This window comes from Pyrococcus woesei (genome assembly GCF_050496105.1).
GTDB lineage: Archaea > Methanobacteriota_B > Thermococci > Thermococcales > Thermococcaceae > Pyrococcus > Pyrococcus furiosus.
Map to the genome: position 1 here is coordinate 564679 of NZ_CP179867.1, position 14627 is coordinate 579305.

Below are 14627 nucleotides of genomic sequence, written 5' to 3' on the forward strand. Positions count from 1 at the left end.
CCAAAATCATAAATTCAACGATGTTTAGAAAGATAAGTGCGGAGAAAACCTTAAACGTCTTTGGACCTTTATCCACTATACTTGGGGAATTAAGGGAGGGAGACTGGGCTGGGGTAATTGCCACTGACCAAATTGCCTATTCTTATGTCCTTTACACTTCTCTCTCTTCCTCAGAGCTTAGCTATTATGTGGATATCTCCTCTAGGTTTTCTCCGGAGTTGATAAATAAGGAAGTGTTCTTTGCAAAAGCGTTTTCACTTTCTGAAATTCTTGATGCAACGAAGGAAATTAACGATGGCTCTCTCCTAGTTATTGGCTCATTCCAAGCGCTAAAGAAGGAGGTTGAAGAAATCCTCGAGCTTAAGAGAATAACAGATGAAAAAGGGATACACACACTTATTTTGGTTGAAGAACCGTTACTAAACGAACTAAACCGACTGGAGGAAAGCAGAAGACTTCTATTGATTCCAGAAGCCTTTGAACAGCTGTTCATTCTTAGAACTAGCTATTACAGGGGGAGATACAAGTTCTCACTGAGCGTGTTGAGAAACTATTCCGATAGGCTCTCTACCCTGGGAGATCATGAAGTAAATGTTGATGAGGAGATTAGAAGAATTTTAAGCCCAGGTAAAGGGCAAGAGCAAGAAAAATAATCCCTAGGGCTAGGTAATCTATAGGCGTCATTTTTAGTTCAATCAAATAAGTTCTCTTTCTTGAAGCTCCAAATCCCCTACTCTCCATTGCTATGGCCAATTCTTCGGCGGTCTTTATTGTTAGTACTAGGAGAGGAATTATGATTGCTATCATTTTCCTAGCTCTCTCTAGGAAGTTCCCCTTTTCCAATTCAAGTCCCCTACTTTTCTGTGCATCCATTATGTTTTGGGCCAGGTAATATAAGGTGGGAATGTACCTCAGAGCGATTAGTATTGTCAATCCAATCTCATATGGAAGGCCCATCTTCGTAAATCCTCTTATCAAGTCCCTCTGCTTCGTTGTCATAACAAGGCCAAATGCCATGATCGTTATTCCTATGAGCCTGAAGGTATAGGCAATCCCTATTAGAACTCCTTTTTCCCAGGGATCGATGATTATTGGCCATGTTACAAATGTTATTAAGAATATTGGAATTAGGGGTTTTAAAACGTAAAATTGCTCTTTAATCTTGATTTTTCCCAGAATTCTAAATGTTAGTACGGTAAAAACAAATATTAAGGGTGAATACACAGGATCTCTCGTCATGAACCCTAACCCCATAAAAACTGCAGTGCCAATGATCTTAACCCTGGGATCTAACCTGTGAAGAATTGAGTCCCTCTCTATGTATGGGGAGGTTATCATAGGCCAATCCCCCTCAGCAGTTCCTCAACACTTCTTACTGGTTTTAGGCCAATTCCTCTGCATATCTTCACTAATTCAGGCTCTTCCAACTTATACCTCTTTAAGTCCAACTCAAAAAATTCGAAAACGTCACCATAAAATTGAACTTCTCCATTTGAGAGGAGGAGAACTTTATCTGCAACCTCGAGAACTAAATCCATGTCATGCGTAACTATTACAAAAGATTTTCCTTCTTTCCTTAGCTCCTCTATGATATTTTTGAGAGCTCCAACTCCCCTCTCATCTAGTCCCGTGGTCGGTTCATCCAGCACAAGGTACTTTGGATTCATTGCTAATATGCACGCAATAGCCAAGCGCTGTTTCTCTCCTCCGCTGAGCTTGAAGGGGTTTTTATCTTCAAATCCTTTGAGTCCAACGGCCTCTAATGCCCATTTAACTCTCTCCTTAACTTCCTCTTCACTTAAACCTAAATTCCTGGGTCCAAAAGCTACCTCATCAAATACAGTCTCCTCAAAAAACATCGCATCGGGATTTTGAAATACGTAGCCAACTATTCTACTTAACTGAGCAGTTGATGCCTCCTTAGTATTTATTCCATCAACAAGAACATCTCCTTTTTTTGGCTTAATTAGTCCGTTAAACATCTTTACTAACGTCGTTTTCCCACTTCCATTCGGCCCCACTACAGCTAAAATGCCCTCATCAAATGATAATGATATGTTCTTCAAGACGGGTTTCCCCTCCTCATACCAGAACCATACGCCCTTGACTTCTATCATCACTTTTCGATGAACACTTGGAGTAAAAAACCTATCCCTCTTTACACCCTGATACTGTCAGGATAACTGGGGCATCACCTCTTGAAGCCACTCAGTCACATCACCAGGCGGACAACCAAACCGAGAATGAAACCTAACAAAATTATACCAGAACGCAAACAGAAAAACAAACCTGTGAACCCTCCTCCAGTCTCTAGCCCTGAAATTATTCCAGAAACGCTTTGTTCTTTCTTTTAAAGTCCTGAACCAGCGTTCAATACAGTTCCTCGGCCCGAAGGTTACGTGAACAAAATCCAGTCCAAGGGATTTAAAAGCAGACTTGTACCACTTCCCACCATCAACCAGAAAAACAGGCTGTCCTTTGCAGGATTTCAAAACAACCAGAATGAAGTCTCTAGCAATCCACCAGTTTCTGGTTGTTGTAATCCAGACTGCGAGAACTTCCCTGCTCTCAACGTCAAGTGCAGCCCAGAGAAATCTCTTCTCCCCGTTGATTTTTACGACAGTCTCATCAACTGCGATAAAATTCCTCTGTTTTCTTACTGCGAGGAGTGTTGGCTGGTAAACTGCTTCTGCTAGTTTTTGAACTGCCTCCCAGACTGTTGTGTGGCTGATTTTGAGGATTTTTCCGACTTGTCTGTAGCTGAGGCCTCGCAGGTATAGTTCTACTGCTCTGATTTTCTTTTCTGGTGGGATTTTGTTGCGGCGAAAAGGTTTTAAGACTGAAATCAGTGAGTATAGAATGCTCTCAGCCTTCATTTCTCTCCCTTCTTTTTCTGAAAAATTATCAGAAACTTAAACCTAACGCCCTACCGCTTATCCTAACAGTATCTACACCCTAAGAGAAAAATTTTTATTTGGGTATCATTTTCCCCAAATTAGCGGGGATATGTTTGATGACACTGTCTATTCTAAAATTAGAAAAGGGGAAGAGGTATGCAAGTGAAAGTTGATCCAGAGGAAATTAGGCGTATCAAGCAGGAGCTTGAAGAGCTTCAGAGAGAGAAGAGAGATATTGAGTTTAAATTGGAAGAGCTCCAGAAGGAGCTCAATGTTTGGATTCAAAAGAGAGATGAGAAGAATCTTGAAGTAAGAAGACTAAGGGAGAAAGCCAGAGAATTCAAGGCAAAGAGAGATGAGATCAACCAAAAAATTAAGGAGCTCAAGAAGAACAAGGAAGAGATTAATGCAAAGCTCGACCTTCTCTATCAGGAAGCTTTAGAATACAAAACTAAGAGGGATGAATTTAAGCAACTAAGAAGACTTAAGATGCCAAAAGAAAAAATTGAGGAAAGAATTGAAAAGCTGGAATGGGAATTACAGACGAATCCAAACATAACACCAGAAAGGGAGAAGCAGATAGTTGATCAAATTCAAGTCCTGGCAACTGAGCTGGAGATAATCCAGCAGGTAGAAAGGTTTAACAACAAGCTCCAAGAAGTTAGAAAGAAGATAGAGCAGTTAAAGAAGGCAAGAAGGGCAATTTCTCTTGAAATTCAGCAGTTAGCAAACCAGAGCCAGCAATTCCACGAGCAGATGATTAAAACCTACCAGAAGGCTGATGAAGTGAAGAAAGAGGCCGATGAATATCACCAAAAGGTCTTGGAGATTAGGGAAAAGATCAGAGAGGTAAGGAGAGAGCTGAGAGAATTGGAAAGAAAGATACTTGAATACGACCAGAAGCACAAGGAGCTGTTGGCATATAAACTTGCAGCAAGATTATTATCCAAGAGAGATGCGAACTTCGAGAAGGCTGTGCAAGCCCTTGAGAAGTTCAAGAGGGGAGAAAAGCTCACCCTTGATGAAATCCTGTTGCTCCAGAGATACAATCTCGTGTGATAGGAATGGAAGTAATAAAGCACGATGGTCCTGGAAGGTTAGGGGTTATAAGGTTAGAGCCTCCAGTTCAGACTCCAGCTTTAGCCGGGGTAGATTTCACGCTCTCCCCATTCAACTCATTCTTCTATCCGAAAGACTACAAGGAGTACGACTTTAACCTGGCTCCAGCCATACCGCTTAGTTATTACACTCCAGATGAAATTATTAAGAAGGCGGTAAAAAGGCTCTGGGAAGTTGATTATTCAAAATTTAATGCCTTTTACTTTCCAGCCCTTAAGAGGACTAAACACTACGAAGAACTGTTTAAGATCATTGAAGAAAACGACTTTGATGCAATCTACATAGGGAACTCTAAATCGATGATTAAAGATTATAGGGGATTTGTTTTCACTATGAGAGAACTTAGAGAGAAATTCCCAAATGCCGTGCTCATAACTGATCTGGAGCCTTTCTTCTACCCCCTAGCCGTGTACCTGGGAATTGATGCATTTGACATAAGATCCCTTAAGATATACTCCTATGAAGGGCTGGGCTTCACCCAGTTTTCTCCCATTATATGGGATGAGCCTAAGGAGGATCCCGTCGAATACGCAAAGAAAATTATTAGGCTAATAAGAATTGCAATTCATGAGGGAAAGCTAAGATATCTGGTAGAGAACTTTCTACCAACTTCAATGAATGCTGGAATTCTAAGGATTGCTGATAGGGAGAATATTGAGTATTTGGAGAAGTACACACCAGTGGATGACAAGACGGTTGTCTTCATAAGTGACTACTCAATGACTAGGCCCGAAGTTTATAGATGGGCCAAGAGGGTTAGAGAGAGGTTTGAACCCCCAAAGGATATAGAGCTTCTCTTGATTTTGCCGTGTTCAGCTAAGAAGCCTTATTCTAGATCCAGATCCCACACCCTCTATAGAAGTGCAGTAAAGGAGGCTTTAGGGGAGAAAATGCACAGGGTTCATGAGCTGATCGTTACCTCCCCTTATGGCGTAGTTCCCAGGGAGTGGGAATGGATTGCAAAGTATGACATTGTTGTCACTGGTCACTGGAGCGAGAGAGAGGTTAGATTAGCGGGTGAATTGTTGGCTGACGTTCTTGAAAAATACCCAGACATTCCAATAATAGCTCACGTCGAAGGGGGTTACAGGGAAGCGGTAAAGCTCGCAATGGAGCTGAGTGGGAGAGATGTAATATTTACTGCAAAAGGAAACTCAACAACTTCAAGAGAATCTTTGGCCAACCTAACGAAAACTCTCAAGGAGTTCGATGTTAGGGATGTTGATAAAGAATACAGAAGGTACAGGTTCTATGAAAACATAAGAAAGATTTTTGACTTTTACTTTGGCCTCAATGCAGGTTATGCAGTTCTGCCCGAGAGAGCCCAGGTCGTTGGGTCGAAAATGCTAAGATTGATAGTTGATAACCAGCAGACGGGAACTTTTCAAGAGGGTGTAATAAGCGTAACCCCCTGGGGAATGCAGAGGATATACGATGAGCTTCACTCTTATTGGGTTGAGATAGACTTCGATGTAAGAGGGGATATATTTGCTGCCGGAGTGGGGAGTGCAGATGAGAAGATAAGGCCTAATGATTGGGTTGGCGTTGTAAGAGATGGAAAAGTAGTAGCTGTTGGAAGGGCAGTTCTGAGTGGGGAGGAGATGGTGAAAGCAAAGAGAGGAGTTGCTGTAAAGGTAAAGAAAAAGGCTAAGCACTAAAGCTTCTCAAATTTTATGTCCTCTATTTTCACATGGGTAAAGACATTGACGCCCTGGGCAATAAAAACTCCCTTGGATTCTATGGGAATTGGCAAATTGGCCGCTATTGTGGCCTCTCCTTGTCCAGTAACTCCCTGAACTTGGTACGTCCACTTAATGTTTGACACCCTAAACTTAAGTCCTCCTAGGGTTATTTTCCCGTCAGGATTTATCTCATAATTATACTGGTAACCAAGAATTCCTTCAGATCCCTTGGTGTTTGTGTATATGTCTCTTTCCTCTAAAATATTCCAGAATCCAAAGGTGTAGAAGTTCACCCATCCCAAGTAAATTGCTTCAATGTCTGAAAGTTTGTTGAGTAAATTAAAATCCCCTTCACTGTAGGGAGTTACCCCCATTTCTCCCACTGCCCCTGGGTTGTACAACTCAATAACAGTATCTCCGTACTTTATCCAGAGACCTACTGTATTCTCCCCTCCACCATACAGTGAGGCGTAGAGAGTAAAGAAGTCCAAGCTTGGGAATAGGAACATTGAGTCAACATCCTCATCATTCTTTAGAACCCAGAGTCTATATTCAAAAGTTTCGTTCATTTCTTTCCCTGAAATTGGAGTTATTTTTCCATAGTATTCATAAACTTCAAACTCTCCTATGTCAACTTTTTCGCTCTTTCCAGTTTCCATGTCAATTTTTGTTCCATACACATGAATTTTCGTTTTCCCACGGCTCTTTTCAATCTCATATTCATATATGGGTCCTCCTTCTTCTGTACGAACTCTGTACTTGTACTTGATGTAAGAAATTAGGTATAGGTCGTTTCCAACCTTTATTGGTTTTGATGAATCCCATGGATTACTCCAGGAGGCATATTCAGAAGTTTCAGTAGCTGTTTCTGTTGGAATCTCTGAACTAGTCTCCTTAGGTGTACTCTCTGTGTTTGTGTAGCTCTCAATAATGCTACTTGCAGTTTCGGCTATGTTTCCACCACCAACGCATCCACTTACCATCATTCCAAAAACCAAAACTAGAAGAAGAGCAAGCGTTCCTATTTCCTTCAACTTTTCCACTTCCTCTATAGGCTTATTATCTTCTCTTTGGATTTTGATCAATAAAAGTTCTTTGGTTTGAACTAGAAACATGTTCGTGAAATTTTCTAAGAAAAGATTGTGGTGCGGTGGCCGGGATTTGAACCCGGGTCGCCGGCTCGGAAGGCCGGCGTCCTAGACCAGGCTAGACTACCACCGCACCCAACTGGTGGGGCGGGGGGGATTTGAACCCCCGACACCCGGATCTTCAGTCCGGTGCTCTCCCAGGCTGAGCTACCGCCCCACCTGGGATACTACCAATAAAATCACCTTGCTATGGATTTATAAACTTTATGACTGATCATCCATATGTATGTAGAATCCATGGAAATTGAGGGCTATCAATCTTTGCTATTTTTATGGCATGGTTTCTCTTGTTAAGCTTTTATGATCTTATTTTCCCAAAAATATGAGTTAAAAAACAAAGAAAAAATGAAATGGCTACTTTCTTGTAACAAATTTGAGGTCTGCGAGGTGAGCTAATTCTTCTGGAATTTCTTTTTGAGTGGCTATTTCTCTGAATACCAGGGCGCTTGGCCTTAAATATCTCTTCTTTGTCTCGAAATCCACGTAAACCAATCCAAATCTCATCCTGAACCCTTGGGCCCATTCGTAGTTGTCTGTTAGAGACCAGTGGAGATACCCTCTAACATCAGCACCTTCTTTCATAGCATTGTAAACTGCCTTTAGATGGCTTACGAGATAGTGTGGCCTGTATCTATCTGCTGCATCGGCCATACCGTTCTCTGTAATTATCATTGGTAGCTCGTAGGCATTGTTTAAATACTTAAGAAGGTTCTCAAGGCCCTCTGGGTACATTTCCCATCCAAAGTCACTAGCAGGTCTTCCTGACTTTGCAAATCCTCCTCTCTCACTCATAAATCCATATCCAGGTAAAGGAACTAGGTGTCCATCTTTGGCTCCATATACCAGCCTGGAGTAGTAGTTTACGCCGATCCAGTCTAGCTTTCCTTTTGAGTGTAGAATTGTTACAAACTCATAGTCTTTCTTTCTGATTTCCTCTACTTCATCCTTATACTCCTCCGCTAGAGGATCGTGCCAAGCAAAGGCGTATATCACTCCCACGGATTTTTCTGAATACTCTTTTATGGCATCATATGCTCCGATGTGAGCCTGAATTAAGTTGAATTTTGCCTTTTCTGCTGCTTCAAAGCTTAGATATCCTGGTGGAAATCCTGAACGTAGATTAATGTAACCTTGATTGTAGACTACGTTTGGTTCGTTCATTGTGCTCCACATGTCAACGAGGTCATCAAGGTGATAAGCAACGAAGGCGGCAAACTTCACAAACTCTACCACTGTCTTCTCATCTAACCATCCTGCAGGAGCCCTATCCGGGCCAAGTTTCCTTACTGCAATTGGGTCATGAATCCATAATGGAAGAGGCCAGTGGTAGAGGTTTAATATGAAGGTTTTGCCCCTCTCCTTCCAGTCTGAGTAAATCTTGCGATAATGTTCAAGGGCCTCCATGTTGGCAATTTTCTCTAGCTCTTTTATTGTACTCTCTGGAACGTCTACGGAAATTATGTTGCCTTCTTCATCCTTTTCCACATCAACTTTAACGTCAAATGTTGGCTTTGGAAAAATTCTTGCCCACTCAATGCCACCTCTAATACAATCCATTCCTAGCTTTTCTGCAATGTCATGATCTTGCTTATAGAGGTGCCAATATGCTGGGCCGTTCTCTGGTAGATCTCCACTTACTAGACCTGATGCTATGTTCTCCTTGTCGTGAACCCACACCCACCAGTCGCTTTCCACTTCACTTCCTGGCAGTCCCATCTCAAACTGGAAACCAGACCAAGAATATCCAAACATGAAGTTTTTTGGGAACTTCATACTTTCCACCTCTAGCTTTATATTTTGATATTGTGATTTATAATATTTCCCATGCAATTATAAATGTGGGAAGATAGATATATGTTTAAACTTGCTTTTTGAGGAGGCTCAATTCTCTTCATAAATGTCCAAAAATTATAAAAAACATCAAGCTTATATTGCTGGGAGGGATAAAATGAAGGTTGCCGTAATTACTGGGGCATCCCGTGGAATCGGGGAAGCTATAGCAAAGGCCCTTGCTGAAGATGGATATTCCCTTGCCTTAGGGGCTAGAAGTGTTGATAGGTTAGAGAAGATTGCCAAGGAACTCAGCGAAAAACATGGGGTGGAGGTATTTTACGACTACCTCGATGTATCAAAACCAGAAAGCGTTGAAGAGTTTGCAAGGAAAACGCTAGCTCACTTTGGAGATGTGGACGTTGTTGTGGCCAATGCGGGGCTTGGTTACTTTGGTAGGCTTGAAGAGCTTACAGAAGAGCAGTTCCACGAAATGATTGAAGTAAACCTTTTGGGAGTTTGGAGAACAATAAAAGCTTTCTTAAACTCCTTAAAGCGGACTGGAGGAGTGGCTATTGTTGTTACTTCAGATGTTTCTGCAAGGCTACTTCCATACGGTGGAGGTTATGTGGCAACTAAATGGGCTGCAAGAGCATTGGTAAGGACCTTCCAGATTGAGAATCCAGATGTGAGGTTCTTCGAGCTAAGACCTGGAGCAGTAGATACATATTTTGGAGGGAGCAAAGCTGGGAAGCCAAAGGAGCAAGGGTATTTAAAACCTGAGGAAGTTGCTGAGGCAGTAAAATACCTCCTAAGACTTCCAAAGGATGTTAGGGTTGAGGAATTAATGTTGCGCTCAATTTATCAAAAACCTGAGTATTGAGGTGGTGTGCATGTTTGAGATATCAATTTATCTTCCCACAGAAATAGTTTTTGGTCCTGGGAAGCTTGAAATGCTTCCTAAACTAGTGAAGAAGCATGGGCTTTCTGGGAAGGCCCTAATAGTAACTGGAAGGAGAAGCACAAAGGAAACTGGAGTTCTTTATAGAGTTCAAGAACTACTTAAGCAAGCTGGGGTAGAGAGCATAGTTTTTGACAAAATTATTCCAAATCCAATATCTACTCATGTGGATGAAGGGGCAGAGATAGCGAGAAAAGAAAATGTTAGCTTTGTTGTTGGCTTGGGTGGTGGAAGTGCGATAGATAGTGCAAAAGCTATAGCAATGACTGCCGCCAGTGGAGGTAAATATTGGGACTATGTTCCAGCTGTGGGAGGAGGAAAGAAGCCTACTGGAGCGCTTCCAATAGTTGCAATTCCAACAACCCACGGGACTGGAACGGAGGCTGATCCTTATGCTGTTATAACTAATCCTGAAACAAAGGAGAAGCAGGGAATTGGATATGATGTTCTCTTCCCCAAATTCTCTATAGTTGATCCAGAACTTATGCTTACTCTTCCAAAAGATCAAACAGTGTACACTTCAATGGATGCTTTCTACCACTCCATTGAGGCCTTTCTTAATGTTAGAGCAAATCCATATTCGGATGTTCTGGCTCTCGACTCAATGAGGCGCATTGTTACATACCTTCCATTGGCCTACGAAAACTTGAGAAATCTTGAAGCAAGAACGCAACTTGCCTGGGCAAGTACTGAGGCTGGAATAACGGAAACGGTAACGGGAGTTGTGGCAAATCATGCACTTGAGCATGGTCTAAGTGGATTCTATCCTGAAGTGCCTCATGGTCTGGGCCTCTGCATTCTAGGACCCTACCTCTTTGAATACATTCTCGACTATGCCTATGAAAAGTTGGCGATAGTCGGAAGAGAGGTATTTGGAGTTTACGAGCCAAATGACAGAAAGGCAGCAGAGCTAGCTATTAAGAAGCTACGTGACTTCCAGAGCCTCTTTGGAGTAAACAAGAAGCTCAGAGAATTAGGGGTTAAAGAGGAAGACATTCCAGAGATGGCTAGGACTGCTTATAGAATGATGAAACCTGTTATAGAGGCAACACCGGGAGATTTGAAAGTTGAAGACTTGGAAGAGATCTATAGAAGAGCATACTAACGGGCTGACACAATGAAAAAAGAAGCCTTGTTGTTTCTTTCCTTAATTTTTCTCGTGTTTGTAAGTGGATGTATTCATCATTCAACTAATCAACAACTTTCTTCTAAACAACAAGTCCCTGAAGTGATAGAAATAGATGGAAAACAGTGGAGACTTATTTGGCACGATGAGTTTGAAGGTTCCGAAGTAAATAAAGAATACTGGACATTTGAGAAGGGAAATGGAATAGCTTATGGAATCCCGGGATGGGGGAATGGAGAGCTTGAATACTACACGGAAAACAACACCTATATTGTAAATGGCACCCTTGTCATTGAGGCCAGAAAAGAAATAATTACTGATCCTAACGAAGGAACGTTTCTCTACACTTCATCAAGACTTAAGACTGAAGGTAAGGTAGAATTTAGCCCTCCAGTAGTTGTTGAGGCTAGAATAAAGCTTCCAAAAGGTAAAGGTTTATGGCCTGCATTCTGGATGTTGGGGAGCAACATAAGGGAAGTAGGCTGGCCAAATTGTGGAGAAATAGACATAATGGAGTTCCTTGGCCATGAGCCACGGACAATTCACGGAACTGTTCATGGCCCAGGTTACTCGGGAAGTAAAGGAATTACTAGGGCCTATACACTCCCTGAAGGTGTTCCAGACTTTACAGAAGACTTCCATGTATTTGGAATAGTTTGGTATCCGGATAAAATAAAGTGGTACGTTGATGGAACTTTTTATCATGAGGTTACAAAAGAACAAGTGGAGGCTATGGGCTATGAGTGGGTCTTCGATAAGCCCTTCTATATAATCCTTAATCTTGCAGTGGGTGGTTATTGGCCAGGAAACCCCGATGCTACAACTCCATTTCCAGCAAAGATGGTGGTGGATTATGTAAGGGTTTACTCATTCGTTAGTGGTTGAGGTTGGGAAAGATTTTATTGCTTTGTTGAGCATAAAATAATATGCTGGGCTTGAACACTTCAATTATTGGGAAGGTGGTTATATACTATAGAGAAGTCACATCCACAAATGAAGTAGCAAAGCTCGGCAATTTTGAAGAAGGAACTGTAATAGTTGCTGACACTCAAACTATGGGACATGGAAGAATTGGTAGGAGGTGGGAATCTCCACCTGGCGGGCTGTGGATGTCCGTGGTTTTGCATCCTAGAATTTCTACCGAGGATCTCCCGAAATTGAGCTTTCTAGGGGCATTAGCAGTTGTTAGGACTCTCTCTGAATTTTCCATTCAGGGGAAGATAAAGTGGCCAAACGATGTTCTTGTTGATTACAAGAAAATAGCTGGAATACTCGTTGAGAAAAGAGGGGATAACGTTGTGCTTGGAGTAGGGCTAAACGTAAACAATGAAGCCCCAGAGAATGCCACGTCTATGGCCGAGATATTGGGAACTTCCGTACCTTTAATTGAGGTTTTCCGAGCATTGGTGACTAACTTAGATGAATTGTACAAGATGTTTTTGTCTTCCCCAGCAAGCCTTCTTGAGATGGCAAAAAAGGAAATGATTCTTGGAGTTCCCGTTAGAATTATTGGGGATGGAGAAATTGAAGGCATTGCTGAAGACATCGACGAGCTTGGAAGACTAATTCTAAGGCTCTCAGATGGAAGCCTAAAGAAAATTGTTTATGGAGATGTGTCACTTAGGTTCCTCTAGCATGTCTAGTCCTTTCTTCTTCATTATTTCTACAGTTTTTTCCATAATGTCCTCCATGATTGTGGAGATTGTTTTTTCAAGCTCTACATTCTCAATTATGGGAACTCTATATTCCCTTGCTTTCTTTATCAAGTATTCCTGGATTTCCATTATCTCATCTAAGTGGGAGATATAGTATTGGGCAGATCTTTTGCTGTATCTAGTTCTTTCATAAAATCTGGCTTCCAACTCCTCCCTACTTCTAGCCACTATCATGTACATAAAGGCCATCTCATAATCAATTTTAATGAACCCTGGGACTAAATGTATTCCCTCTATTATAGCGTTTAGGCCTTCTTTTATGGCCCTCTGAATTACTGCATTAACTCCCACGGCAACAGCATTTACCTGACTCTCAAATCCTGCAATTATTGGGGATCCAGTTACAGTTCCCCTAAGCTCTTTCCATGCCAGAAAAGTTGATGTATGAATAGTTGGGAGAAGCTCGGGGGTTATTATTTTTCTCATGACTTCTCTAATGGTATCAGTTCCTATAACACTCCTAATTCCAAGCCTAAAGGCGAGTTCAGTAGCAATTGTTGACTTTCCAACCCCTGTTGGTCCTCCCAGGAGGATTATTAGGGGTATTTTAAGTTTTCTAAACCTTCTCCAGAACAAATATCTCTTGGCCTCTTCTTTAAAACCTTTCTCAACAAGCTTTTGATATGTTATGTTTCTTATCTCTTCCTTTGTGACAACTTTTTTTCCTTGCCTTATCAGTTCTTCTTGAACCTCTGTAGCTATGGCATATGCTAAATCAACATCAACTCCTACTGAAGTGATTGACCTAGTTAAGATTCCCCTCGAAAATGGTAGGCGAACCTTTCCATCCCTTTCAATTACCTTTATCATTTACAATCCTCCTGGCGAGGTTTATTACTGCCTCTTTCAGGTCTTTTCCATCAATGTTCTTGGGTTCATTGTCTAAAAATACAACCCTTTTGCCCCGAGAAAATGCATGTCTGATTACCACATCTACAGCTCCTGCCTTCAATTCCACTATGGCCGTGTCATAATTAACTTTTGCGAGCTCATCCTTTAAGATGTTTCTTTTGGCGAGGTTGCCTGTGTAGTATACTACCTCTATTCCCATCTTTTCAAGTTCTTCTGAAAATTTCTTTGCAGATTGTGGATTTGTTGTTGCTATAATCGCCTTCCCATCCACCTCCCCTATCAACCTGGGAACAAATCTTGTTAAGTGGATATCAGCCTCTGGATTGATTTCCCTAATAGCTTGGGTAATTCTTTTTAGCTTTTCCTCACTCACGGAATCAGCCATTGTAACAACTACTATATCTGCAAGCCCTATTCTCAATGGCCCAAAGTATTGCTCAATTTTTTCCGTCCCATGAATTGCACTCGTTATTGTAATGAAACCATCGGCCAAGACATTAGGAAATGTTGGGCCAGATCCCTCAAACACTATAATGTCAGGATTAAGAGATTTTGCAATCTCTATGCCTTCATCAATTATATCAAAGAAAGAAAAACCTGCTAGCCCTCCCCCACATCTCCTACATCCTACTGTTATTACACCGGCCGTTAGTGCGTCTTCAAAGTGATCTGATGCCGCATGCTTCCCTTCTTCAGAGACCTTTAGGAGGAACTCTGGAGTTATCTCCATCAGATCTCCCCTAATCACCTCAGGCTTTTCTGGACCTCCTCTTCCCATTGTCACTATGACAACTTTGTAAAGCTCTTTTAGTGTTCTCCCTACAAAGCCACCTATGGCTGTTTTTCCTACTCTTTTCCCAGTTCCAATGATGGAAATAGAAGGAATATCAATTTTCTTCCATTCTTTAGCCCTAAACTCAAAGTCAGCTCCTTTGTAAGTTATACCAAGTTTAAGTAGGTAAGAAGCTATCCTAAACCTCAAATTGGGAGTTAAAACAGGTTCATCACTTAAATCTATGACTTCCGTAATGTTATTTTCAGAAATGGCCTTGGATAGTGCTTCAAAAATGTTGGGAGAGTGATAAACCTTAATATTCAAAGCTTTCTCAATATCTCTTATGCTCCCGATCTTTTCAGTTCCTCCAACAAAAACGGCACAACAGGGTTTGATTTTTTCAATGGCCCATCTGTTGACATCTGGATAGTGCTCTCCATCGATGAGGGCCAATTTCATAAAACTCCCCCACTTCTGCTTTCCATAGCTATTAATAAATCTTCCTTTTCCGTTACTTATTTAAATAAAATTATTTAACTTAAAACCAAAAGTTAAAACAAAATTTTTAAACATGGAATTTTA

The 14627-nt window shown here is 41.4% G+C and carries 14 protein-coding genes and 2 tRNA genes; 7 read left to right on the plus strand and 9 right to left on the minus strand.

The window, feature by feature from the left end:
- The first annotated feature begins 20 nt into the window (after positions 1-20).
- Entirely contained in the window at positions 21-653 is a 633-nt protein-coding gene (locus ACMFNG_RS03250) for a hypothetical protein (protein WP_011011177.1), read from the plus strand.
- On the opposite strand, the gene ACMFNG_RS03255 is transcribed toward ACMFNG_RS03250, so the two are convergent.
- Genes ACMFNG_RS03255 through ACMFNG_RS03265 form a run of 3 tightly spaced genes read right to left on the minus strand, consistent with a single transcriptional unit; the run spans position 607 to position 2876 of the window.
- Positions 607-1338 carry an energy-coupling factor transporter transmembrane component T family protein gene (locus ACMFNG_RS03255; protein WP_014835482.1) on the minus strand — a complete coding sequence of 244 codons (732 nt, stop codon included), beginning with the start codon at positions 1336-1338 and terminating at the stop codon, positions 607-609. The two genes, ACMFNG_RS03250 and ACMFNG_RS03255, sit on opposite strands and share 47 nt — an antisense overlap.
- A complete protein-coding gene (locus tag ACMFNG_RS03260; RefSeq protein WP_011011180.1) occupies positions 1335-2117 on the minus strand; it encodes an energy-coupling factor ABC transporter ATP-binding protein in 783 nt (260 codons plus the stop codon). The genes ACMFNG_RS03255 and ACMFNG_RS03260 overlap by 4 nt, the downstream gene beginning before the upstream one ends.
- Positions 2118-2174: 57 nt before the next feature.
- A complete protein-coding gene (locus ACMFNG_RS03265; protein WP_011011181.1) occupies positions 2175-2876 on the minus strand; it encodes an IS6-like element ISPfu2 family transposase in 702 nt (233 codons plus the stop codon).
- A gap of 177 nt (positions 2877-3053) precedes the next feature.
- Between ACMFNG_RS03265 and ACMFNG_RS03270 the strand changes: the two genes are divergently transcribed.
- Positions 3054-3956 (plus strand): coiled-coil protein, encoded by a 903-nt coding sequence (locus tag ACMFNG_RS03270; RefSeq protein WP_011011182.1) that lies wholly within the window; start codon positions 3054-3056, stop codon positions 3954-3956.
- 5 nt (positions 3957-3961) lie between these two features.
- Positions 3962-5674: an archaeosine synthase subunit alpha gene (gene arcS, locus ACMFNG_RS03275; protein ID WP_011011183.1), complete on the plus strand. Its 1713-nt coding sequence runs from the start codon at positions 3962-3964 to the stop codon at positions 5672-5674.
- Here arcS and ACMFNG_RS03280 read toward each other — a convergent pair.
- From ACMFNG_RS03280 to bgaS, 4 genes are all read right to left on the minus strand, one after another.
- Complete coding sequence (locus ACMFNG_RS03280) at positions 5671-6741, minus strand: hypothetical protein (RefSeq protein WP_430515257.1); 1071 nt, start codon at positions 6739-6741, stop codon at positions 5671-5673. The two genes, arcS and ACMFNG_RS03280, sit on opposite strands and share 4 nt — an antisense overlap.
- Before the next feature lie 100 nt (positions 6742-6841).
- Positions 6842-6919: transfer RNA gene (locus ACMFNG_RS03285), tRNA-Gly, on the minus strand.
- Positions 6920-6926: 7 nt separating this feature from the next.
- Positions 6927-7003 (minus strand) — tRNA-Phe (locus tag ACMFNG_RS03290).
- A 197-nt stretch (positions 7004-7200) separates the two neighbouring features.
- Positions 7201-8619 (minus strand): beta-galactosidase BgaS, encoded by a 1419-nt coding sequence (gene bgaS / locus ACMFNG_RS03295; protein ID WP_011011185.1) that lies wholly within the window; start codon positions 8617-8619, stop codon positions 7201-7203.
- A 175-nt stretch (positions 8620-8794) separates the two neighbouring features.
- Between bgaS and ACMFNG_RS03300 the strand changes: the two genes are divergently transcribed.
- Genes ACMFNG_RS03300 through ACMFNG_RS03315 form a run of 4 tightly spaced genes read left to right on the plus strand, consistent with a single transcriptional unit; the run spans position 8795 to position 12337 of the window.
- The gene (locus tag ACMFNG_RS03300) at positions 8795-9499 is read left to right on the plus strand and encodes an SDR family oxidoreductase (RefSeq protein ID WP_014835480.1); all 705 of its coding nucleotides are present in this window, start codon (positions 8795-8797) and stop codon (positions 9497-9499) included.
- Between the two features lie 10 nt (positions 9500-9509).
- The gene (locus ACMFNG_RS03305) at positions 9510-10682 is read left to right on the plus strand and encodes an iron-containing alcohol dehydrogenase (RefSeq protein ID WP_011011187.1); all 1173 of its coding nucleotides are present in this window, start codon (positions 9510-9512) and stop codon (positions 10680-10682) included.
- 12 nt (positions 10683-10694) lie between these two features.
- A complete protein-coding gene (locus tag ACMFNG_RS03310; protein WP_011011188.1) occupies positions 10695-11588 on the plus strand; it encodes a glycoside hydrolase family 16 protein in 894 nt (297 codons plus the stop codon).
- Between the two features lie 41 nt (positions 11589-11629).
- The gene (locus tag ACMFNG_RS03315; protein WP_011011189.1) at positions 11630-12337 is read left to right on the plus strand and encodes a biotin--[acetyl-CoA-carboxylase] ligase; all 708 of its coding nucleotides are present in this window, start codon (positions 11630-11632) and stop codon (positions 12335-12337) included.
- Here ACMFNG_RS03315 and ACMFNG_RS03320 read toward each other — a convergent pair.
- Positions 12320-13228, minus strand: a complete 909-nt coding sequence (locus ACMFNG_RS03320; protein ID WP_011011190.1) for a 2-phosphoglycerate kinase — start codon at positions 13226-13228, stop codon at positions 12320-12322. The genes ACMFNG_RS03315 and ACMFNG_RS03320 overlap by 18 nt on opposite strands.
- Complete coding sequence (locus ACMFNG_RS03325) at positions 13212-14504, minus strand: 2,3-phosphoglycerate synthetase (protein ID WP_014835479.1); 1293 nt, start codon at positions 14502-14504, stop codon at positions 13212-13214. The genes ACMFNG_RS03320 and ACMFNG_RS03325 overlap by 17 nt, the downstream gene beginning before the upstream one ends.
- Between the last annotated feature and the right edge of the window lie 123 nt (positions 14505-14627).